Source organism: Flavobacterium chungbukense (assembly GCF_020805785.1).
GTDB classification, from domain to species: domain Bacteria; phylum Bacteroidota; class Bacteroidia; order Flavobacteriales; family Flavobacteriaceae; genus Flavobacterium; species Flavobacterium chungbukense.
The window spans coordinates 97299-118408 of the sequence record NZ_JAJGZV010000003.1 but is presented as its reverse complement, the minus strand read 5'-3'; the positions used below and the strand labels follow the sequence as shown (position 1 = coordinate 118408).

Below are 21110 nucleotides of genomic sequence, written 5' to 3'. Positions count from 1 at the left end.
CTTGCAGAAACGAAATTCTGTTATATCTTTGCAACCGCAATAACGCAGAGGTTTGGTAGTTCAGTTGGTTAGAATACATGCCTGTCACGCATGGGGTCGCGGGTTCGAGTCCCGTCCAGACCGCAATATTGGGAGAAGCCTTTCTTAACAGAAAGGCTTTTTTGCCCAAATACGGTATCTAAGATTAGTTGTGTTGTTTTGCTACGACTTTGTAACTCGTAGCTGGTTTAGTAGTTAGACCAATGAAAAGCTTTCCACTTTTGTGGATGGCTTTTTTGATTTATAACACTTTTGTTTTGTTTAAATCCGAAGAAATTCTACCGCAAAGAGCGCTATCCCGAAGCCTCGGGATACGCAATCCCGATAGCTATCGGGAGCAAAGATATTTTTTAAAGAATGCAAAGTCGCAAAGCTTAATCAATTTTAAGCTTTGCGATTTTTTTTGCGTAATTCTGATTTCAACGAACAGTTTGTCATTCTGAGGGACGAAGAATCTCCGCAAGTAAGTCCACAAAGATTTTCCATTTATATATTAAAATATAGACCTTGGTTTCAACCACGGGAAACGTATTGATTTACATTGTGTACACGTGGTTGAAACCACGGGCTATGTTTAATAAGAATGATAAATGTTTTCGTTCTAAAGGGGCAAAGTTTATTTAAGCTTTGCATCCTTTGTCGTTAAAAAGAAAGAAACTTCTTCTTTTTTGATTTCCTAGCCGATTTTTAAAATATTGGAATTTAACCAATTAAAAAATTCTCAAATTTTATTCGTAAAAACGCTTGCAGAAACGAAATTCTGTTGTATTTTTGCACTCGCAATAACGCAGGGTTTGGTAGTTCAGTTGGTTAGAATACATGCCTGTCACGCATGGGGTCGCGGGTTCGAGTCCCGTCCAGACCGCCTAAGTTGTTTAAAATACCTATCGTAATGATAGGTATTTTTTTTTGCCATTAAGTTTTGATTTATGTTTTACGTTTACATTATTTATTCTAAAACTTTTGATGTTTATTACAAAGGGTTTAGTGAAGATATTACTCAAAGGTTATTGTATCATAATGAAAATAGAAGCAGATATGCTTCGAATAAAGGACCTTGGGAGTTGGTTTATTCGAAAGTATTTGAAACTAAAAAAGAAGCTTTGATTGAAGAATTGAGATTGAAAAAGTTAAATAGAAAATCACTCGAAGCTTTAATTAAGGATCAAAAATAATAAAGGTTGAAATACACGACTGTCATCTCGTCTAGGGACGAGACGGGTTCGAGTCCTCTCGTTTTTAAGAACGAGACCAAGTTGTTAAAAGCCTTTCTTAACAGAAAGGCTTTTTTGTTTTTTGTATTTTAACTGCAAAGTTCGCAAAGTTTTTATTACTCGATTTAATTTGTCATTTCGACGAAGGAGAAATCACACTAGAAACTCCATAACAGTGCTTGAATCCCGCGTGAGATTCCTCGTTCCTCGGAATGACAAACTGTATGGAATCTGAAACTTATTTCTTTCTATCTTTATATTATGGAACCAGGAACTTTTAAAGTAGACAAATATTACATCAAGAAAGTAGATGCGGATAAAAAAAGCATTTACTGCCATCATGATATAATGGGAGAACTGCTTGTTCCGACGCACAAACATGAAAAAGCACAAATGTTATATGCGGAAGGCGATGTGGTTTTTGTAACAACTGAAACGAAATCTTATTTTTTGCCTGCAAGACATTTTATTTGGATTCCGGCTGGATTGGAACACAGCATCGAACCAAAATCGGAACATGTAATGATGCGAAATCTCTATTTTCCGGTTGAAAAAGATGAAAGTGAGTTTTATAAAAAGGAAGGCATTTATCCTGTCAATAATCTACTCTTGCAGATGATGCTTTTTACCAATCAGTGGAATGGAGATTTGAAAAAAGGTTCTCCAAACTTTACCATTGCAAAAGCGATAAAAGCGATTCTTCCTCAAATCTGTCATACTAATTTACCTTTGGAGCTTCCACAGCCAAAAGATGCACGTTTGGGTAAAATTTTGCGTCATGTAGAAAACAATCTTGGAGAAACAATTCTGTTTGCTGATGTGGCGCATGAATTTGGTTACAGCGAACGCTCTTTGTATCGTTTATTTCAAAAAGATCTCAAAATGTCATTCATTCAGTATTATACCATTCGAAGAATTTTAAAAGCAATTGAACTTTTGTTAGAAAGGAAACTTTCTGTAAAAGAGGTAGCTCAAGAAGTTGGTTATAATAGTGTTCCGACTTTTAGTAATACATTTTTCAAAATTTTAGGACAAAGACCTTCTGATTACTTAAATGGAGAAGAAATTTTGGAGCGTGGTAAATAGATATTTTTATTTCACGCAGATTTTAATAGATTTTAGCTGATTTTGCAGATTCTTTTTATTCCGTGCGAAAAAAAAATTCTCGCAGATTTGAGAGATTTTTTTAAATGCTTTATAATCTGCATGATCTGCCAAATCTGCGAGAGTAAAAAGAAAAATCTGCGTGCATCTGCTAAAATCTATTAAAATCTGCGTGAAAAATCACAATCCAAATAAATTTTGTAATAAATTGTTTTACAGTGTTTTAATATAACGTTTTCGGAAAATGGAATTTTAACATTTGTCCGAAATGAATATGTTATTGACTTTTTATAATCATCAGCCATCGAAAAAATGAAGGAACTTTGCAACATAAAATATTTATTTATTCATGTTCCTTAAAACAACAAACTCTAAAGAAGATTGTTTTCTCAAAAACGTATTGATATTTCTAATCCTATTAGCATTCAATAGTTTACAAGCTCAGGAAGTTCATTCGGTTTCTTTACAAGAAGCAATGAAGCTGGCAAAGGAAAACAATAAAAAAGTCCTAAAATCTCAACTTGAGATTACGCTCGCTGAGCAAAACATCAAAGAAAGAAAAGAACTTAGATTGCCAGATGTAGAATTAAACGGCATGTATTCTAGAATTACCAATATTACCGAATTTAAGGGAAATGGTTTTTTGAACGGAAAAGAAGTTACAAAAGCAATTCCTGAGATTTACGAGGTCAATTCTACCTTTAAAATGCCAATTTACGTTGGAAACAAAATCAACAACGCGATTAAAATTGCCAATCAGGAAAACGAAATTGCAAAAATAAAATCGGAAAAAACAGAAAATGATATTGAACTGGAAGTGGTAGCCAACTATCTGGCAATTTATAAAATGATGGAACTTCAGAAGATTTTTGAAGAAAACATCAAAGAAGAAAAAAGCCGATTGAAAGAAGTCCAATCACTTCAGAAACACGGAACGGTAACTAAAAATGAGGTTATACGTGCCGAATTACAGCTCTCAGATCGTGAATTGAATGCGCTTACAAACTCCAAAAACATTAAAATAGCGCTTCACGATCTGAAGACTTTAATTCAGATTCCAGAAAACGAAGAAATTGCAATTGATACAACAAGTAGTCTTGACGAAATGAACGGTTTAGATCCGTATGATTTTTACATGACTAAAGCGCTTCAGAATGAAGAAATGCGCGTTGCAAGCCAAGAATTGGATATTAGTAAGACCGAATTGAAAATGGTAAAAGCAAATTACCTGCCAAGCGTACATTTTTTCGGGAATTATGGATTTTATTATCCAAACTATAAATTCTTCCCGCCAAACCCATATTTGTACACTTTAGGGCAAGTAGGAATTGAAGCTTCTTTTGATCTTTCTTCTTTGTATAAAAACAAAACCAAGATGGATCAGGCAAACACTAAAATCAAATGGCAGGAAATGCAGTCTGAAATTATAAAAGACGAAATTCAAGATAAGCTGTATGCAGAACATACGCAATATCAGGAAATCCTTGAAAAATTTGTTGTAGTAGATAAAGCCTTGGATTTAGCAACTGAAAATTACCGAATCGTGAAGTTGAAATACTTGAATCAATTGGTTTTGATTACCGAAATGGTCGATGCTGATAATGCTTTGCTTCAAGCGAAATACAATAAAATTTCTACCCGATTGGATGCAATTCTTAAACATTATGAGTTGCTTCATACAGCAGGAATTATGCCTCAGAGTTAAAGGTTAGAGGTTAAGAGTTATGTGTTAGTTGTATTAAGAGGCATGAAGCAAGAGAATAGAGTAAAGAATATAGATTGATTTTGAGTTCCGAAGGAACGGTTCATATTGTAGCGCCGGATTTCAATCCGGGGAAGAAATATAAAGAATATAGATTTTCAGTTCCGAAGGAACGATTCATATTGTAGCACGGGATTTTAATCCTGGGGAAAATAGATAAAAGAATTAGAGAAAAAGATATGGTTAAGATAAAAAATGAAACTAGCAGAAATAGAACGTTTCATATACTAATAACAGTAATTGCGAGTGTGCTTGTAGTAAGCGGAGTTATTTTAGGGATTTGGTTTTATGTGTTTAACCGAAATCACGAAGAAACAAATGATGCTCAGATAGAGCAATATGTAACACCAATTATGTCGAGAATTACGGGCTACGTTCAGGAAGTTCGTTTTGAGGAAAATCAGTTTGTACATAAAGGCGATACTTTGGTGATCATTGATAACAGAGAATATCAATCGAAATTGAATGTGGCTCTTGCCGATGTTCAAAACGCGCAGCAAAACAACGTTGTGGCGCAAAAAAATGCAGTTACAACAGCAAGTGCAACGGCAATTAACGAATCGCAATTAGAAGCTGCAAAATCGAATCTTTGGAAAACGAAATTAGAATATGAAAGGTATAAAGCCTTGGTAAAAGACGAAGCGGCAACTTCTCAGCAATTAGAAAAAGTCCGCGCCGATTACGAATCGGCACAGGCGCATTTTCAAGAAATGAAAAACAGAATTCATTCGGCGACTTTAAGTACTTCTGTTGCCGAAGCCAATGTTCCGACTACGCAAACGAATATTGCATCGAAGCAAGCTGTTGCTGATAATGCAGCATTGTTTCTTTCGTACACCATTATTACTGCGCCTTATGACGGCTGGGTTGGAAAAAGAACTTTACAGCCTGGACAATTGGTAAAAGAAGGGCAGTCTTTGCTTTCTATTGTTAGTAAAGAAAAATGGATTACCGCAAATTTTAAAGAAACACAACTGCAGTATTTAACGGTTGGTCAAGAAGTAGAAATAAAAGCAGATGCCGTAAGCGACAAAACCTTTACGGGAACAATTGCTTCTTTATCTCCAGCGAGTGGTGCTAGATTTTCTTTGCTTCCTCCAGATAATGCGACTGGAAACTTCGTGAAAATAGAACAGAGAATTCCTGTTCGAATCCAATTAAAAGAACAAGACAAACAAACCGATTTTTTAAGAGCAGGAATGAACATTACGGTTGTTGCTGCACACAAATAAAATGGAAGATAAAAGTATATTTAAATCGTGGGTTCCAAAATGGGCGATCATTATTATTTTGTTCGTTTGTTTATTGCATTCCATGATTTTATTAGGAGTTTATACGTCAAACGTAACGTACGCAGCAAGTTTTCTGGATATTGAGCCCGAAGATTTGCAGTTTGCGATGTGTGTAACGTACGGAACTTTACTGGCAACCATTTTAATAGAAAGCCGATTTTCGAGTTTTTTCCCTGCAAAAAATTACCTGATGGCAGTTTATTCCTTAATCGGAATTACGATTGTGACATCGGCATATATAACCAATTTTTCGGTTTTTTTATTGATGAGAGTTGCGGAGGGAATTCTGATGGCGCTTCCGGTAATTACGATCAGACAGTTGCTCATCGAGCAGTTTAATTCTAAAAATGCCATTATCATCGGGTTTTCATTTTACTATGGTTCGTTGTTGTTGTCCACGCCCTTTATTATGAATATTGCCGTTTGGTTTCTAGATCATTACGACTGGAAATATATGTTGTATGTATCGGGAGGGCTTCAGGTTCTCAATGTGTTTTTAATCTTAGTTACTTTCAGAGGGCACCGAATTACAAAGAAGATTCCGTTGTATCAGATCGACTGGATGAGTTATTTTTTGGTTTTAATTTCTATTCTTTGCGGTGCCTATTTTTTTGTTTATGCTGAAAAAAAATATTGGTTCGAATCTTCAGAAATGGTTTTAATGTTAATAATTTCGCTAATAACAGGCGGATTATTCATATTTAAAGAACGTCTGGTAAAAAGACCAAGTTTTAATTTTGAAGTAATAAAATATGCCAATCTGCGCATCGGATTTTTATTGTTTTTCCTTTTTTACATCAGTAGAGCAACGCTGAGTTTATGCCATGCTGCGATGTTTTCTATCTGGAATTGGGATCCGTCACGTGTTGCGGGCGTGCAATATCTAAACGGTTTAGGAAATGTAATCGGACTTATTCTAGCCGCTTTTTTTCTGATGAAATCGGTTTCTACTAAAATCATTTTTATGATTGGTTTTACGCTGATTGCCATTTTTCATTTCTGGTTTACTTTTCTTTTTGTGCCTGATGTTGCATTGAGTGATATTATTGTTCCTTATATTTTACAAGGAATTGGTGTCGGATTTTTATTTGTTCCATTAATTTTATTTACCACATCTTCAGTTCCGTCCAAAATGGCTGTTTCTTCTGGAATTGTGGGGGTTTCGGGACGTTTTTGGGGAAGTACAATTGGTTTTTGCGTGATGCAGAATGCAATGGTATTTTTAAACAAAAAACACTTTTTAAAATTAAGTCAGTTTGTAACAGCTGAAAATTCCGAAGCACAGCAAACTATCGCTTCAACTGCACAAGGTTTTATAGCAAAAGGATATTCGGCAGATAATGCGAATGTTCTGGCTATGAAAAAGGTTTTTGGAACCATTAGTAAACAAGCGACTTTATTGGCTGATATGGAAATCTATACAGTCGTTGGCTACGGTTTGGTGGTTTTGATTATTCTGATTGCTTGTAACCAGCACTTAAGACAAACAATGACTTTGGTGAAAAGCAAGATTTGGATCGGCTAGAAAGCAAATTCCAATTTTTTAAATTCCAAATTCCAAAAGTCGCAAGGTTTATTTTAAAGCCATAGATTATTTAGATTAAAAGGATTTTATTTCACGCAGATTCGGCAGATTTTAGCAGATTTAATTTTTAACATTTTGGAAATAAATAATCTGCGCTATCTGCTTAAATCTTTCTAAATCTGCGTGAAATAAACTTTTGCGACTTAGCGTCTTTGCGAGATTAAAAACAAAATCTTAGCGAATCTACTGGAAAAACCTTTGTAAATCTCTGTGTAATGACCGCTTTATACGTTATCTTGCAACCGTTAAAAAACAAATAAAATATGAGCCAGCAATGTGTAATTTTTGATATGGATGGTGTGATTTGCCACACTAATCCGCATCATGTAGTCGCTTTTGAGGAATTTTTCAATAAATATAAAATTCCGTACACGCAGGAAGAATTCGAAGAGCATATGTACGGAAAACATAATAGTTATATCATGACGCATTTCTTCAAGCGTCCAATTACTGGAGACGAATTGATAAAACTGGAAGATGAAAAAGAAGGAATGTTTCGCGAGATTTACAAAGACAAAGTCGAAACAATTCCGAATTATATGGATTTTTTAAATGAATTAAAATCTCGTGGATTTAAAACTGCAGTTGCCACATCGGCGCCCCGTGCTAACTTGGATCTGATTGCTAATTTCCTAAAATTGGACGAAAAAATGGATTCGATGATGTCTAGTGAAGACGTTACCTACCACAAACCAAATCCCGAAGTATATCTAAAATCAGCAGAACGTGTAGGTGTTTCTCCATCTGATTGTGTGGTTTTTGAAGATTCATTTTCTGGCGTTACAGCTGGATTAAATGCGGGAATGAAAGTGGTTGGTGTTTTGAGCACGCATACCAAAGAAGAACTTCCGCCATGCGATTTTTATATTAATGATTACAGCGAAGTAAATGTAGATAAGATAATTGAGTTATTGGGGAGATAAAATCCAATAATTAGATTTCTAGCGATATTACGGACCTTTGTCAAAGTTTTAAACTTTGACAAAGGTTTTTTATCTTTTTCTAAGAAACAATCCGTTGTCTCCTATTGCAAATACAGCATTATCTTTAGTAATAATTTTAAAGATTCGTTCGGCAGGTTCGTTATAAACTATTTTCCAATTTAGGCCTGCGTCTTTTGTTTCTAAAATTTTCCCCTCGTATGTTGAAATGTATCCTATCTTTTCATTAATAAAACAAACAGATGATGGATAAACAGGCAAGGTTACTATTTTTGACCAAGTAGTAGCGCCGTTAATAGTTTTGTGTAATTCCGTTTTATTGTTGACATAATAGCCAATATTGTCAGAAATAAAAGAAACTGAAATAATATTTGAATCTGAATTTAAGGTTGTAACCCAAGTTTGACCACTGTCAGTTGTTTTAAGAATTTGACCATTATCTACCGCGTCAGAAGTATATCCGCCGTAAGCGTAAGCAACTAAATCTGAAGTTATTTCTAAATTACTTGAATTGGCAAGCTTATAGGTTTCGGTCCAATTATTTCCAGAATCGGTAGATCTAAAAATAGAACCACTTCTTATTAGTAATCCTTTGGTAGGATTAAAAAATTTGATTGCAAAAATAGTTAAAGTAACAGGAAGATTTTCATTTTTTTTAAACGTAGCACCAGAATTTGAAGTAGCGAACAGGTCAAGTCTTGCGGTATAGAAATTTTGTGCATTTACCATAAAAGCACTCATAAAGGTTTGGTTATCTCCCACATTTAAATGTGCCCATGTTTTTCCGCCGTTATTTGTTTTGGACAAAAAACCAAGAGAACCGCAAATTATTCCTTGATTTTTATTGATAAAGGAAATATCAGTTAAGCTTTGCGTAGTATTGGTGTTCATTTTCTCAAATGCATTTGCACTATTATCTGCATCAGAAGTGCAACCGAGAATTACTAAAGATAAAAACAGGAAACCAATCATTTTTTTCATAAGTATCTTTTTTTATATAGATATTTGAATATCAAAATGGTTGCGTGAATTTAGTAAGTTTTTTGTGTCTTTTTGTAAAATTCTGTAGTCGCAAGATATTGTCATTTCGAGGAACGAGAAATCACACTCGTATATCTATAAAAAATGGTGTCTTACTTTGCAGAATTTCTAGTGTGATTTCTCGTTCCTCGAAATGACAAACAAGAATGAAAATCAAATTAGTTGAATTGCCTCCTGTTTTAGCTGGAGGTCTTTTATGGCTTTAATAAAAGGCTTTAGCCGAAGTTTTTTCTTTATTCTTCCAACTTCAAATACTCGCGAGGAACATTTAAAAATTCTTGATAACACCAGCTATTTGGGCAATTTTCATTCATTTCAGAATGTTCAGCGATTCTGATTCTTATGGTTTCTTTTTCGTCATCAAGACCTTTAAAGGTTTCTCCGACTTTAAAAGTTCGTTCGCGCGTGCCAACCACGCCGCCAACAGTTATAGTTGTGGTGTACGGAGCGGTGAATTTAAAATTTTTGGTTGGTTTATCATCGTCAGAAGTACAACCAAGAATTCCTAAAGTCAGAATCAAAAAGTAAAAAAATCTTTTCATAACGCCTCTTTTTTTTTAGATATCTGAATATCAGGATGGTTGCGTGAAGTTACGAAGATTTTTTAATATTTCTTTAACAAATAACTAGAAATTATTGTCGTTCTTAACAGATTAAAAATCCATTTTCGAAATCATAATCATCATTTTTGTTAAATCTGCGAAATTCAAGGTTTTCTAAATAGAAAAACTTTCAATACTTCTCATTCAAAAAAGCAATCCAGCCTTTCTCAAATTCTTCAGAAGTAACGTTTAATGTTTTCTGAATATTGCCAAACGAAGCAATTAATTTTGGTAAAATATCTTTTCCCCATTTTTGAGTAAGATATTCTATAATTGTGTAACCAATATTGTAAATCTGATTGCTTTTGTTTAAATCTTCTAAAGTCAAATTTTTGCTTTTGGCGTATTTTACACTTAAAGTATTTACTTCTTTAGCTTCAAAAATACTAATCGATTCCCAGAGCCAGCGCGGATATTCGGCAGCAAATTTTTTATCGAATTCCTTTTCAAAAGTTCGTCTGTCTTGGGTAATAATCGTGTCTTTTGCTTTGTCAATTAAAATGTTCAATTGAACACAATGCGTAAATTCATGTAAAGCCGTTTTTAATGGATCGTCTGGAAAAATAGAATTAAACCAATTGGTATATATAAAATGAAATTCGTTCGGACCGCGACTTGTGCCTTTTGCTTTTTCTTTTAAACCCGTAGCATTCATAAACTTAAATTGCGAACCGTAAATAAAAACCTTTATGATGTCGTGTTTTACATCTTTTAGATTTTCTCTTATTGTAGCATAATTGTCTTCGAGATGTTTACTGACTTTTTCGGCTTCGCTTTTATAAATTCCGCTGTAAGAAACGATAAAATGTTCCGATTGAAGCGTTCGAGTTTCTTGTTTAACCGTAAAGCTTCGAGTTGCTCTTGCAAAATAAAAAAGGGCAATAATTCCTAAAAGAATGACTAATAATCTGTATTTCTTCATGTGTTCTAAATGGTTTTAGAGATTTAAAAACAAAATAAAATATGCAGATTTAGGTTTTTGGTATTTTAAAAATAAGGATTTTTAAAGATTTAAGAGCGAAATATTTAAAGAAATTTCTGAATTGTTTTTTTTGCATCGTAACCATTCAGTTTGTCATTCTGAGGAACGAAGAATCTCCACAAGTAACTCCGCAACGATAATCGCCAATCTTTGTCGAGCTTCTCGCGGAGATTTTCAGCGCCAATTCGTTATCGTTCGTGTATTCGGAATACTTTATATAGTTCAATTCTCGTGCATTAAAATTAATTATATATTAGCGACATTATGAAATGTCGTAGAAATGCCGTAAGAAAACCGTTATCAAAAAATGCTTTTCGAAATAATTTTGGGATAAAATTAAAAATACGAACCATGAGTTTTATAGGAAAAAAAATTAGTGAAACGAGAAAGCAAAAAGGCTTTACGCAAGAAGAACTTGCAGAATTGTCGAAAGTTAATTTGAGGACAATTCAAAGAATCGAAAACAGTAATAATGAACCGCGAGACAAAACGCTGGAATTAATTTGCGAAGTCCTTCAAATTGATAAAGCAGAATTACAAGATTTAAATAAAGTATCAGAAAATAATAAAATTGGAGCTTTCGTTGTCAATGCAATCTTTTTGATTCTTTTAAATCTTGCCGTAACACTTACTTTTAGTTATATGGTGACACCCATAGAAGCTAGTGCGAACAGTAAATTTGGAGCAGTTCTTTTGAGTTTTTTTATGCCCTTTACCATCTTTTATTATACGCAGCATATGAATGCTACTGAACGTATTTTTAAGTTTGGAATTTGCTGGATAATATATCTTTCGACTTTACTATATGCACAAGGTTTTCGTGGTGCGCTTGGTATTGGATTTAGAACATGGATTTTTCCCTGTATTTTAATCTATTTTGGTGTATTGTTTTATGGAAAGGTTTTGTTTAAATCGGAGAAATAAAAATATAAAAGACAATCTTTAAACTTCATTAAAGAATAAATGAATTGCCTCAAATTGGGGATAATTTTATTGGCTGAACAAATTGGCAGAAGTGCTTGATCCTTATTTGGATGCTAATTAATACAAATAAAATCTTCATCTCGACGAAAGGAGAAAGTAAAAGTAAACCGACAAAAATTGAGAGTGATTTCCGCAATTTTTTATGGTGTACAAACTGTTGGTTTTGCTGGAAAAACTCCTTTCGTTAAGGTTATAAAAGAGATAATTACTACAAAGTATTGTCATTTCGACGTAAGGAGAAATCGCACTTGTATATCAACTAGTATTGGCAATTTGCTTTGCATTATTTGTAAGAAAATAAATTGTTTTTTTGCTTTTAAAAATTATTTTTCGATAAATTACACAAGTAATTGTTTGGTTTGTAAGTATTTAGTTGCTTAGTAGTATTTGTTTGAAGTTAATTATATTTTGTATCTTTGCAGAATGGGAATGTATAGAAGCATAAATAACGAAAAAATTGGTAATATTTTAAATTATTTGTCATCAAATATTGAATATTTATCGATGACAAAGGCTTTAAAATTGCTTTACATTATAGATGAAACTTCTATTAAAGAAACAGGTTCTCCTATTACATGGCTTGACTATAAAGTTTGGGAAATGGGACCTGTAGCAGTTGATATTTATAATGAAATTAAAAGAAATGAGATTATTTGTTATCAAGGCAACGAACTAACTGTAGGTGAATATATTGATCTAAATATTATTGATAACGAAGGAAGGCAAGAAATATATTTAAAGCCTAAAACTAATTTTAACGATAAAATATTTAATCAATATGAATTAAATCTTCTTGAAATAACTGTTTTCAAATTTGGAAACTGGAATGCTCAAGATTTAATAAAATATCTTCATGAAGAAAACTCTTTATGGCATAAAACTGTAAAACAACATAATTTAGAAGAGTTTTTTGCCAAAGGACAAAGAAAAACAAATTACTCAATAGAATTTACAGAACTAATTCAAGATGATCCTATTTTGTCTTTGGCAAACAAAGCTGCGCAAGAAGCTCTAGAATTTCAACAACGTTTAGCGGATTATGGCGAAAAATGATACTTTTCAGGAACGCCATCTATTACGCATCGAAGATTATGAATTTCAAGACGGAAATGGTGTAAGGGATAAATATATGATTGTATTAAACAGAAACGAAGATTCTGCCTTTATAATTCATACTTTGACAACAAAACAAGCTCAGGGATTTAATCCGTTAAAAACAGGATGTTCTGCAATAAATAATTTTACATTCTTTTATATTTCAAAAGATGAAGTTATTGGTGAAAACGGTTTTTCTTTTGAATTAGATACTTTTATATTTTTTACCAATAATATAAGAAAGCAGTCTTTGCAATCATTACAAAAATATCCTGAAAAGAATGTAATTCTACAAGATGTTGTCAACAAGAAATTTTTGAAAGAACTTATTGATTGTATGCTCAACTCAATCTTTATAACCTCTGAACAAGCAGATAGTTTGCGAAAGTCCCGAATAAAATTATAGAAAACTCTAGTTAAAACTGGAGTTTTTTTATTTAAATAATGTAAATAGAAGTAAAACAAAAAAGCTTCTGAAAAAATATTCAGAAGCTTTTTTAGTGCGGATAATAGGACTCGAACCTACACGCCTTGCGGCACCAGATCCTAAGTCTGGCATGTCTACCAATTTCACCATATCCGCGGAATTGTGGGTGCAAAGATAAGCATAGTTTCCAATTATCAAAGACTTTTTTCAAAATTTTTTTTAATTCTCTTTTTTGTACATTTGGTTTTCTATAAAAATAATTTAAATGGAAAATATTAAGTCCTACGTTCAACAACATAAAGATCGGTTTATCAACGAATTGATCGAATTATTAAAAATTCCGTCGGTAAGTGCCGACACTGCATATTCTCAAGATGTTATTGACACAGCAGAGGCTGTAAAAGAAAGTTTATCAAAAGCAGGCTGTGATTTAGTTGAAGTTTGCGATACTCCGGGTTATCCAATTATTTATGGAGAAAAAATAATCGACCCAAATCTTCCAACGGTTTTAGTTTACGGACACTACGACGTACAACCGCCAGATCCATTAGAATTATGGACTTCGCCACCTTTTGAACCCGTTATAAAAACTACAGATATTCACCCAGAAGGCGCCATCTTCGCGCGTGGAGCGTGTGACGACAAAGGTCAGATGTACATGCACGTAAAAGCGTTAGAATATATGGTGCAGAACAATAATTTGCCTTGTAACGTAAAATTCATGATTGAAGGTGAAGAAGAAGTAGGTTCAGCAAGTTTGGCTTGGTTCGTTGAACGCAATCAGGAAAAACTGAAAAATGACGTAATCTTGATTTCAGATACAGGAATGATCTCTAACCAACAACCGTCGATCACGACAGGTTTAAGAGGTTTGAGTTATGTTGAAGTAGAAGTTACAGGTCCGAACCGCGATTTGCATTCAGGTTTATACGGTGGAGCAGTGGCGAATCCGATTAATATTTTAGCAAAAATGATTGCTTCGCTTCATGACGAAAACAATCATATCACGATTCCAGGATTCTACGATAAAGTTCAGGAATTATCTGCAGAAGAAAGAGCTGAAATGGCAAAAGCGCCTTTTAGTTTAGAAAAATATAAAAACGCTTTGAACATTGCTGATGTTTACGGCGAAAAAGGATATGTAACCAACGAACGCAATTCCATCCGTCCGACTTTAGACGTAAACGGAATCTGGGGCGGTTATACAGGTGAAGGAGCTAAAACGGTTATTGCAAGCAAAGCTTTTGCAAAAATCTCAATGCGTTTGGTTCCAAATCAGGAATGGGAAGAGATTACAGCGCTTTTTACCAAACATTTTACAAGCATTGCTCCAGCTGGAGTTACGGTAAAAGTAACGCCTCATCACGGTGGTCAAGGTTATGTTACGCCAATTGACAGTATTGGGTATCAGGCGGCAAATAAAGCGTATACAGAAACGTTTGGAGTTCCTGCAATTCCTGTTCGTTCTGGCGGAAGTATTCCGATTGTGGCTTTGTTTGAAAAAGAATTAAAAAGCAAAACGATTTTAATGGGATTTGGTTTGGATTCTGATGCCATTCACTCTCCAAACGAACATTTCGGAATCTTTAATTATTTAAAAGGAATTGAAACTATTCCGTTGTTTTACAAATATTTTGTGGAACTTTCTAAATAGTTTTTTTAATCGCAATCCCGATAGCTATCGGGAGCTAAGATTTTTTAGCAAGATTTATAAAAGTTCGCAAAGCTTGATCCTATAGCTTTGCGAACTTTGCGTTTATATGCTTCTCTTAGAAAATCTTTGCGGTTAAATTCTTCACAATATAAATCTGTTCAGAAATGGGCGGTTTTTTTTTATTTTAAACATTTAATTTTTTAATGTTCAATTTGTTGTTTATTAGATAATTTAAGTTAAATTTGAAATTATTGTCAAATATTATGTTTGTATATTGATAATAATCTTATTGTTTCAAATTTTCTAATGTTATTTTAATGTTGATTTTAATATTCGCCAATGAACATAATTCAAAAAAAAATTAGATTTTCGCCTATAGCTTATACAAGATATCTTAGAGGAATAAAAAAATCCCACGGCATGTTTCGGGAGGGAGAAATTTTACAAAGCCTATCTGTTAAATCATGGCGGATTGCTCCTGGAAATACCACTATTTCACCTAAAGCTTTTTTTTTGGAAGGTCAATTAGATCGAATTACGGGCACAGCTTACACAGATGATCCGTTTAAAGCCATGAATGGAGGCTTCGAGGTTGAGCACCAGGAAACGCGTGCATACAAACTCAAAGATATCTGGATGATTAATGGTTTTATTTATAAAGGACTTCACAATTTTAGACTTCATCCCACTTATCAGCTTTCTAATAAAATGAATTATTTTCCGCATGTCTTAATAGATACGGAAATAGATCATGCGGCACTTTACAGCACTTCTGAAGGCAATCAATATTTTGGTCTTTGGCTTACAGACGATTGTGCAAATTATGCTTTGGCTGCTGCCGAAGGAACTCCTGTAACCTCGAATATTATTCCATATTCTCACATGGCGGAATACGAATCGTTCTTAGAAATGAATCCGTTTCGAACGAATGCAGCGTATCTTAAAAATGCGATTTTATTTGATGATAATTGGGGAAATAACGAAAGCAAACACCTCCGATTTGCAGCAAACAGAGCTAAATTATTGGCTCGATTTCCAGCAAATTCTCATCCCGGCGTTTTTATTTTAAGACGCAATTCGGGAATCTCTCGCGTGATGCTAAATGAAATTGAAATTGCAGAAAAACTCCGCGAAAAATACGGTTTTAAAATCGTAGACGTAACTCAAAATATGGCATCAGAAATACTGTTGGCTTGTTCGGGCGCCAAAGTTCTTATTGGCATAGAAGGAAGTCATTTATTTCATGGTTTAATGATGCTCGAACCTGGATCTTCTGTTTTGGTTCTTCAGCCTCCAACTCGTTTCAGCGCGGTTATTAAAAATACAACAGACATGGAAAATATCAATTACAGTTTTGTTGTTGGAATTCAAAAAGAAGAAAACTTCTCTATTGATTTTGAAGAGGTTGAAAGGACTTTGGAGCTGCTTCCTTTTTAAGAGGTTCAAAGTGGCATAGTGGCAAAGGTTCAGAGGTCTTTATTGATGTTTTTAGGAACAATTTATTTTCTTTAATTTTCATTCTTATCGTTTTATATCAAATAGAAACATTTCTATTTGATTGGTTTTTTGGTTTTTAAATTAAAAAAAGAAAACTTTTTCTTGCTTTTTTGAAATTTAACTCTACATTTGTAGAGTTAAATCTATAATTGTAGAGGCGAAATGATTAAAAAAATACTTTTTGCTATAATCTTACTCTCATTTTTTGGATGTAAATTGAAGGTTATTAATCAGAAAATCGATAAAAAGAAAGAGGGGAAATGGGTTGAGGTTTATGTTCAGGATAGTATAGAATATAAATCTGTTGAATTTTATAAAAAGGATCTTGCAGTTAAAAAATGGAAAACTTTTATAAATGGAAAACTTTACAAATCAGAAAAATATAAAAACGGAATCTGTATTGTAAAAAGTTATTACGAAAACGGAAAACTGGAATCGAAAGGGAAAACCAAATTAGAAATAAACGAGGCAGAAACGCATTGGTTTTATTTTGGAGAATGGAAATTCTATTCGGATAAAGGAAAGCTGAAGGGAATCAAAAACTACGAAAAAGGCGAATTAATCTCAGAACATAATATAAAATAAACCATCAACTTTAATCTATGAAAAAATTACTTGCTTTCTTTTTTATTGTAACAAACTGTGTTTCTGCTCAAGCGCAAACTTATAAAGAATGGATTAAAAAAGGAGATTCCTGTTACAAAGTAGAAAATTATAAACTGTCTGTTGGCTATTACGAAAAAGCCTTTAAAATAGAAAAGAAAGATTCGGGTGATTTATACAATGCCGGATGTGCTGCGTCTTTGGCTTTAGAAAATAAAAAAGCATTCAAATGGCTGAATCTTGCAATTGATAAAGGCTATGAAAATAATACGCACATGCAAATAGACGGCGATTTGAAGCGTTTGCATGCAGAAAAAGAATGGAAAGAAATAATTGATAAATTGCAGAAGAAATTAGATATTCTTGGAGCTCATTACGATAAGCCTTTGCAAAAAGAGCTTTTAGAAATTTATGCAAATGATCAAGACATTCGCGGAATTGCTATGAAAATTTACAAAACAGAAGGAGCTGGCAGTAAATCTTTGGATAGTATTGGTAAAATAATGAGTTATAAAGACAGCATAAATCTAATTAAGGTTGTAAAAATATTAGATGAAAAAGGATGGATTGGGAAAGATGCTGTCGGATCTCAAGCTAGTGAGACATTGTTTTTGGTAATACAACACGCCGATTTAAAATACCAGCAAAAATATTTGCCAATGATGAGAGAAGCGGTTAAAAAAGGAAATGCTAAAGCAAGTTCTCTGGCCTTACTTGAAGACAGAGTTGCGTTAAGAGAAGGCAAAAAACAAATTTATGGAAGCCAGATTTCTAAACATCCCATGACTAAAAAGCCATTTGTATCTCCTCTCGAAGACCCTGATAATGTAGATAAAAGAAGAGCTTCAGTTGGATTAGGAACTTTATCAGATTATCTAAAAAATTGGGACGCAACTTGGGATGTGGAAGTATATAAAAAAGAACTTCCAGAATTTCAAAAATTACTGGACGAGAAAAAAAAGAAAATAGACAAAGGCTAAAAAAACTTAGCATCTTAGTCACTCAGAACCTTAGCACTTAAAAAATATGCAATTATCGAACGCAGAAGAACAATTAATGGAACATTTATGGAAGCTTGAAAAGGCTTTTATGAAAGATTTGCTCGAAGCTTATCCAGATCCAAAGCCGGCAACGACAACCGTGGCAACGCTTTTGAAGCGTATGATCGACAAAAAGTTTGTTGCTTATAATGAATTCGGAAATTCACGCGAATATTATCCGCTAGTTAAAAAAACGACCTATTTTTCTAAGCACGTAAACGGATTAATAAGTAACTTTTTTAATAATTCGGCATCGCAGTTTGCTTCGTTTTTTACAACGGAAACCAATTTGTCGGAATCGGAATTGGAAGATCTTAAAAAAATAATCGACTCAGAAATTCAAAAAAAGAAAAAATGATAACGTATCTTTTAAAATCAGGTTCATTACTTGTTGTGTTTTATTTAGTGTATAAAATGCTTTTGGAAAACGAAAAAATGTTTCGCTTTAATCGCGCTTATTTATTAACCAGTATTGTTTTTAGTTTGATAATTCCGTTGCAATTGTTTTCGATTGGAGCCTTTTTTTCAACTCCAATAAAAACGATTCAACTGGACGAAATTATGATTGTAACCGATAAAGCCGTTTTAAATAAAATAAATTACAGCGAAATTCTAACCTACTTTTTGAGTGTAATTTATCTTTTAATTACTGCAATTTTGATCGTTCGTTTGATCCGAAATATATATTCTTTTACGATTAGAAAGAAAAGAAGTAAAGTCGAATTTGTGAAAGGACAAAAAATTGTTTTGACTAAAGATCGAGTTCTGCCGCATTCTTTCTGGAACGCTATTTTTATCAATCAGGAAGATTTTAAAAATGGTAAAATTCCGCCAGAATTAATAGCGCACGAAAAGGCGCATTTAGAGCAGAGACATACTTTGGATATTTTGTTTGTGGAGGTTTTGCAGATTCTGTTTTGGTTTAATCCATTATTTGCACTATTTGAAAAAGAAATCAAACTCAATCATGAATTTTTGGCCGATGAAGCGGTAAATAAACAATTTGGCGAGATTAGAAATTATCAGAATCTTCTATTAGATTTTGCTTCGCATAAAAGTACCGTTTCTCTTGCCAGCACTATAAATTATTCCATCACTAAAAAACGTTTACTAATGATGACTAAAGAAGAATCTCCGATTAAAATGATTTTGAAAATTGGTTCTGTAACCGTTGTTTTTGTATTACTGCTTTTTGTTTTTAATGCAGAAGCAGTTGCTCAGCCAAGTAAAACAGAAAATCCAAAAGATTTAAGAATTAGTGATGTTAAGACAACTGTAAATGAACCGCAATTTCCTGGTGGAATTGAAAAGTTCTATATGTTCGTTGGTCAGAATTTTAAAATTCCTGCAGAATTTGATAAGCAAAAAATTGACGGAAAAATTTTTATGGAGTTTATGGTTGAGAAAGATGGGAGTTTATCTGAGTTTAAAGTGGTAAAAGATTTAGGATATGGTTTAGGCGATGAAGCAATTCGAGTATTAAAACTTTCTCCAAAATGGATTCCTGCTTCTGAAAATGGAGAAGCTGTTCGTGTAATGTATACGCTGCCAATTACAATTCAATCAGCTAAATAAATTTTTTTGAAAGGAACAAAGGTGCAGAGTAGCAAAGGTGCAAAGGGATTGAGGATTTTCTCTTTGTCAAAATTTTAAACTTTGACAAAGATTGAGTTCTACTCAAAACCTCTGCACCTTGGCACCTCTAAAAGAAAAAAAATCCGCTTCTATATGACTAGAAGCGGATAAAATTAAAAAACTAATTAAATAAAATTCTAAAAATAAAAATGCAGATCCAGCTTAAAATAAGTCTGGATTATATCCAAAATAGGGTACTTTTTGTTCGTTAAATATGACGCCATATTCTTCTAATTCTTTCAAAATAGGTTCGTAAACTTCTTTTTTAATCGGAAGCTGAACGCCAGGAGTTGTAATTTTTCCGTTTAGGATTAACAATGTGGCAATCGCAACTGGAAGTCCAACGGTTTTTGCCATTGCAGTATACGTTTGATCATCTCCAATGCAGACCATTTTTGAATCGATTTGTTTCTTTTCTCCATTCAATTCATAACCAAATTTATGATACATCACAATCATATCTTTATCGTCTGGTTCTAAAGCCCAACTATCGGTTAAGATTTTTTCTAGAATCTGAGCCGGAGTTGCATTCGGAAGATTTACTTTTTTGTTTGGGTTAAATAAATCCAGTTCCAGAAGTTTGTCCCACATAATATCGTCCTGATCGATTTTTAAGATCAATCGAGTTTTGATTTCTACAGAATCTGTTGGATGATAAGGTAGAAAAGAATTGATAAACTGACGGTAACTCATGTCTTCAGAACCTTCAATTACATAACTATCGTCTGTCATTCCGAGTTGCACAAACATATTCCAAGCCCGAGAATAACCAACTCTTCTGATTGTTCCTCTATATAAAGTCAGAATATCATCTAAACCATAAATAGAGCGGTATTTAAGAGAATCACGATTGGAATACGCTTCGAATTTTCCGTAACCTTCTACTTCCAGAAATTCTGTTCTGCGAAATAAAGCGCTATAGGGAATGTATTTATAAGTGCCTTCTTGAATAAATTTTGCTGCGCCGCCTTGTCCCGCCAGAACCACATTACGAGGTGCCCAAGTAAATTTATAATTCCATAAATTATTATCAGATTCAGGAGCTACAAGTCCGCCGCAAAAAGATTCAAACAAAAGCATTTTACCGCCTTTTGCCCGTATTTCATCAATAACTTTCATGGCGCTCATGTGATCAATTCCAGGATCAAGACCAATTTCGTTCATGAAGATTAGGTTGTTTTGTTTTGCATCTGTATCCATTGCCTGCATCGCATCACTTATATAGGAAGCGGTTACAAGATGTTTCTTGAATTCAATACAATCTTTTGCAATTTCGATGTGAAGATGCGCAGGAAGCATGGAAATTACGATTGAAGCACTTTCAATAGCATTACGTCTTTCATCCGTATCAAAAATATTTAAGGCAAGTGGAGTTGCATGAGGATGATGCTGTGTTTTAGCTTCCGCTAAAGACAAAGAGAGATCAGCTACAGTAATATGTAGATTCTCTTCAGTAGATTTAGATAATAAATATCGAATCAAAGACGATGCAGATCTTCCTGCTCCAATTATTAAAACGTTTCTCATGTTTTAAATATTTAACACAAATATATTTAAATGTTATAAATGTAACAATATAAATTAAATAAAAGAGAATTTATTTTTAGAATTGA

Annotated in this window: 19 protein-coding genes and 3 tRNA genes; 17 read left to right on the top strand and 5 right to left on the bottom strand. The window is 33.4% G+C overall.

Annotated elements, in window-relative coordinates; genetic code table 11:
* Nucleotides 1–49 precede the first annotated feature (49 nt).
* The 8 genes from LL966_RS10795 (at nt 50) to LL966_RS10760 (ending at nt 7919) form a co-directional block, all read left to right on the top strand.
* Nucleotides 50–123: transfer RNA gene (locus LL966_RS10795), tRNA-Asp, on the top strand.
* A gap of 707 nt (nt 124–830) precedes the next feature.
* Nucleotides 831–904, top strand: a tRNA-Asp gene (locus LL966_RS10790).
* A 64-nt stretch (nt 905–968) separates the two neighbouring features.
* Entirely contained in the window at nt 969–1214 is a 246-nt protein-coding gene (locus LL966_RS10785) for a GIY-YIG nuclease family protein (protein ID WP_229353092.1), read from the top strand.
* Nucleotides 1215–1514: 300 nt separating this feature from the next.
* Nucleotides 1515–2339 carry a helix-turn-helix transcriptional regulator gene (locus LL966_RS10780; protein ID WP_229353091.1) on the top strand — a complete coding sequence of 275 codons (825 nt, stop codon included), beginning with the start codon at nt 1515–1517 and terminating at the stop codon, nt 2337–2339.
* Between the two features lie 418 nt (nt 2340–2757).
* Nucleotides 2758–4062, top strand: a complete 1305-nt coding sequence (locus tag LL966_RS10775) for a TolC family protein (protein ID WP_229353090.1) — start codon at nt 2758–2760, stop codon at nt 4060–4062.
* A 236-nt stretch (nt 4063–4298) separates the two neighbouring features.
* Nucleotides 4299–5351 carry an HlyD family secretion protein gene (locus LL966_RS10770; RefSeq protein WP_229353088.1) on the top strand — a complete coding sequence of 351 codons (1053 nt, stop codon included), beginning with the start codon at nt 4299–4301 and terminating at the stop codon, nt 5349–5351.
* 1 nt (nt 5352) lies between these two features.
* Nucleotides 5353–6936: an MFS transporter gene (locus LL966_RS10765; RefSeq protein WP_229353087.1), complete on the top strand. Its 1584-nt coding sequence runs from the start codon at nt 5353–5355 to the stop codon at nt 6934–6936.
* Between the two features lie 323 nt (nt 6937–7259).
* On the top strand, nt 7260–7919 hold the full coding sequence (locus tag LL966_RS10760; RefSeq protein WP_229353085.1) for an HAD family hydrolase: 660 nt from the start codon (nt 7260–7262) through the stop codon (nt 7917–7919).
* Between the two features lie 69 nt (nt 7920–7988).
* On the opposite strand, the gene LL966_RS10755 is transcribed toward LL966_RS10760, so the two are convergent.
* The 3 genes from LL966_RS10755 to LL966_RS10745 form a co-directional block, all read right to left on the bottom strand.
* Nucleotides 7989–8918 (bottom strand): WD40/YVTN/BNR-like repeat-containing protein, encoded by a 930-nt coding sequence (locus tag LL966_RS10755; RefSeq protein WP_229353083.1) that lies wholly within the window; start codon nt 8916–8918, stop codon nt 7989–7991.
* A gap of 293 nt (nt 8919–9211) precedes the next feature.
* A complete protein-coding gene (locus tag LL966_RS10750; protein WP_229353082.1) occupies nt 9212–9520 on the bottom strand; it encodes a hypothetical protein in 309 nt (102 codons plus the stop codon).
* A 190-nt stretch (nt 9521–9710) separates the two neighbouring features.
* Nucleotides 9711–10502 carry a hypothetical protein gene (locus LL966_RS10745; protein WP_229353080.1) on the bottom strand — a complete coding sequence of 264 codons (792 nt, stop codon included), beginning with the start codon at nt 10500–10502 and terminating at the stop codon, nt 9711–9713.
* Between the two features lie 411 nt (nt 10503–10913).
* On the opposite strand from LL966_RS10745, the gene LL966_RS10740 reads away from it, so the two are divergent.
* The 3 genes from LL966_RS10740 (at nt 10914) to LL966_RS10730 (ending at nt 13047) form a co-directional block, all read left to right on the top strand.
* Nucleotides 10914–11486, top strand: a complete 573-nt coding sequence (locus LL966_RS10740; RefSeq protein WP_229353078.1) for a helix-turn-helix domain-containing protein — start codon at nt 10914–10916, stop codon at nt 11484–11486.
* A gap of 483 nt (nt 11487–11969) precedes the next feature.
* Nucleotides 11970–12599, top strand: coding sequence for a Panacea domain-containing protein (locus tag LL966_RS10735; protein ID WP_229353077.1), 630 nt, complete (start codon nt 11970–11972; stop codon nt 12597–12599).
* Complete coding sequence (locus LL966_RS10730; protein WP_229353075.1) at nt 12586–13047, top strand: hypothetical protein; 462 nt, start codon at nt 12586–12588, stop codon at nt 13045–13047. Before LL966_RS10735 ends, LL966_RS10730 begins: the two co-directional genes overlap by 14 nt.
* Before the next feature lie 95 nt (nt 13048–13142).
* On the opposite strand, the gene LL966_RS10725 is transcribed toward LL966_RS10730, so the two are convergent.
* Nucleotides 13143–13224, bottom strand: a tRNA-Leu gene (locus LL966_RS10725).
* A gap of 109 nt (nt 13225–13333) precedes the next feature.
* On the opposite strand from LL966_RS10725, the gene LL966_RS10720 reads away from it, so the two are divergent.
* The 6 genes from LL966_RS10720 to LL966_RS10695 all read left to right on the top strand — a co-directional run bounded on the left by LL966_RS10720 (nt 13334) and on the right by LL966_RS10695 (nt 19437).
* The gene (locus tag LL966_RS10720) at nt 13334–14722 is read left to right on the top strand and encodes a dipeptidase (RefSeq protein WP_229353074.1); all 1389 of its coding nucleotides are present in this window, start codon (nt 13334–13336) and stop codon (nt 14720–14722) included.
* Nucleotides 14723–15142: 420 nt separating this feature from the next.
* A complete protein-coding gene (locus LL966_RS10715; protein ID WP_229353072.1) occupies nt 15143–16159 on the top strand; it encodes a glycosyltransferase 61 family protein in 1017 nt (338 codons plus the stop codon).
* Between the two features lie 222 nt (nt 16160–16381).
* Nucleotides 16382–16804 (top strand): hypothetical protein, encoded by a 423-nt coding sequence (locus tag LL966_RS10710; protein ID WP_229353071.1) that lies wholly within the window; start codon nt 16382–16384, stop codon nt 16802–16804.
* Nucleotides 16805–16821: 17 nt separating this feature from the next.
* Nucleotides 16822–17802, top strand: a complete 981-nt coding sequence (locus LL966_RS10705; protein WP_229353066.1) for a DUF6624 domain-containing protein — start codon at nt 16822–16824, stop codon at nt 17800–17802.
* A gap of 46 nt (nt 17803–17848) precedes the next feature.
* A complete protein-coding gene (locus LL966_RS10700) occupies nt 17849–18220 on the top strand; it encodes a BlaI/MecI/CopY family transcriptional regulator (protein WP_229353065.1) in 372 nt (123 codons plus the stop codon).
* Complete coding sequence (locus LL966_RS10695; protein WP_229353064.1) at nt 18217–19437, top strand: M56 family metallopeptidase; 1221 nt, start codon at nt 18217–18219, stop codon at nt 19435–19437. Before LL966_RS10700 ends, LL966_RS10695 begins: the two co-directional genes overlap by 4 nt.
* 222 nt (nt 19438–19659) lie before the next feature.
* Here the strand turns inward: LL966_RS10695 and LL966_RS10690 are convergent, their stop codons facing one another.
* Entirely contained in the window at nt 19660–21024 is a 1365-nt protein-coding gene (locus LL966_RS10690) for a saccharopine dehydrogenase family protein (RefSeq protein WP_229353063.1), read from the bottom strand.
* Nucleotides 21025–21110 lie beyond the last annotated feature (86 nt).

What these genes read in the sequence shown, in the direction of transcription:
- LL966_RS10700 (WP_229353065.1), top strand. Translation starts at nt 17,849, where the DNA reads ATGCAATTATCGAACGCAGAAGAACAATTAATGGAACATTTATGGAAG.
- LL966_RS10720 (WP_229353074.1), top strand. Translation starts at nt 13,334, where the DNA reads ATGGAAAATATTAAGTCCTACGTTCAACAACATAAAGATCGGTTTATC.
- LL966_RS10695 (WP_229353064.1), top strand. Translation starts at nt 18,217, where the DNA reads ATGATAACGTATCTTTTAAAATCAGGTTCATTACTTGTTGTGTTTTAT.
- LL966_RS10760 (WP_229353085.1), top strand. Translation starts at nt 7,260, where the DNA reads ATGAGCCAGCAATGTGTAATTTTTGATATGGATGGTGTGATTTGCCAC.
- LL966_RS10705 (WP_229353066.1), top strand. Translation starts at nt 16,822, where the DNA reads ATGAAAAAATTACTTGCTTTCTTTTTTATTGTAACAAACTGTGTTTCT.
- LL966_RS10785 (WP_229353092.1), top strand. Translation starts at nt 969, where the DNA reads ATGTTTTACGTTTACATTATTTATTCTAAAACTTTTGATGTTTATTAC.
- LL966_RS10740 (WP_229353078.1), top strand. Translation starts at nt 10,914, where the DNA reads ATGAGTTTTATAGGAAAAAAAATTAGTGAAACGAGAAAGCAAAAAGGC.
- LL966_RS10765 (WP_229353087.1), top strand. Translation starts at nt 5,353, where the DNA reads ATGGAAGATAAAAGTATATTTAAATCGTGGGTTCCAAAATGGGCGATC.
- LL966_RS10755 (WP_229353083.1), bottom strand. Translation starts at nt 8,918, where the DNA reads ATGAAAAAAATGATTGGTTTCCTGTTTTTATCTTTAGTAATTCTCGGT.
- LL966_RS10735 (WP_229353077.1), top strand. Translation starts at nt 11,970, where the DNA reads ATGGGAATGTATAGAAGCATAAATAACGAAAAAATTGGTAATATTTTA.
- LL966_RS10745 (WP_229353080.1), bottom strand. Translation starts at nt 10,502, where the DNA reads ATGAAGAAATACAGATTATTAGTCATTCTTTTAGGAATTATTGCCCTT.
- LL966_RS10750 (WP_229353082.1), bottom strand. Translation starts at nt 9,520, where the DNA reads ATGAAAAGATTTTTTTACTTTTTGATTCTGACTTTAGGAATTCTTGGT.
- LL966_RS10770 (WP_229353088.1), top strand. Translation starts at nt 4,299, where the DNA reads ATGGTTAAGATAAAAAATGAAACTAGCAGAAATAGAACGTTTCATATA.
- LL966_RS10780 (WP_229353091.1), top strand. Translation starts at nt 1,515, where the DNA reads ATGGAACCAGGAACTTTTAAAGTAGACAAATATTACATCAAGAAAGTA.
- LL966_RS10710 (WP_229353071.1), top strand. Translation starts at nt 16,382, where the DNA reads ATGATTAAAAAAATACTTTTTGCTATAATCTTACTCTCATTTTTTGGA.
- LL966_RS10715 (WP_229353072.1), top strand. Translation starts at nt 15,143, where the DNA reads ATGTTTCGGGAGGGAGAAATTTTACAAAGCCTATCTGTTAAATCATGG.
- LL966_RS10690 (WP_229353063.1), bottom strand. Translation starts at nt 21,024, where the DNA reads ATGAGAAACGTTTTAATAATTGGAGCAGGAAGATCTGCATCGTCTTTG.
- LL966_RS10730 (WP_229353075.1), top strand. Translation starts at nt 12,586, where the DNA reads ATGGCGAAAAATGATACTTTTCAGGAACGCCATCTATTACGCATCGAA.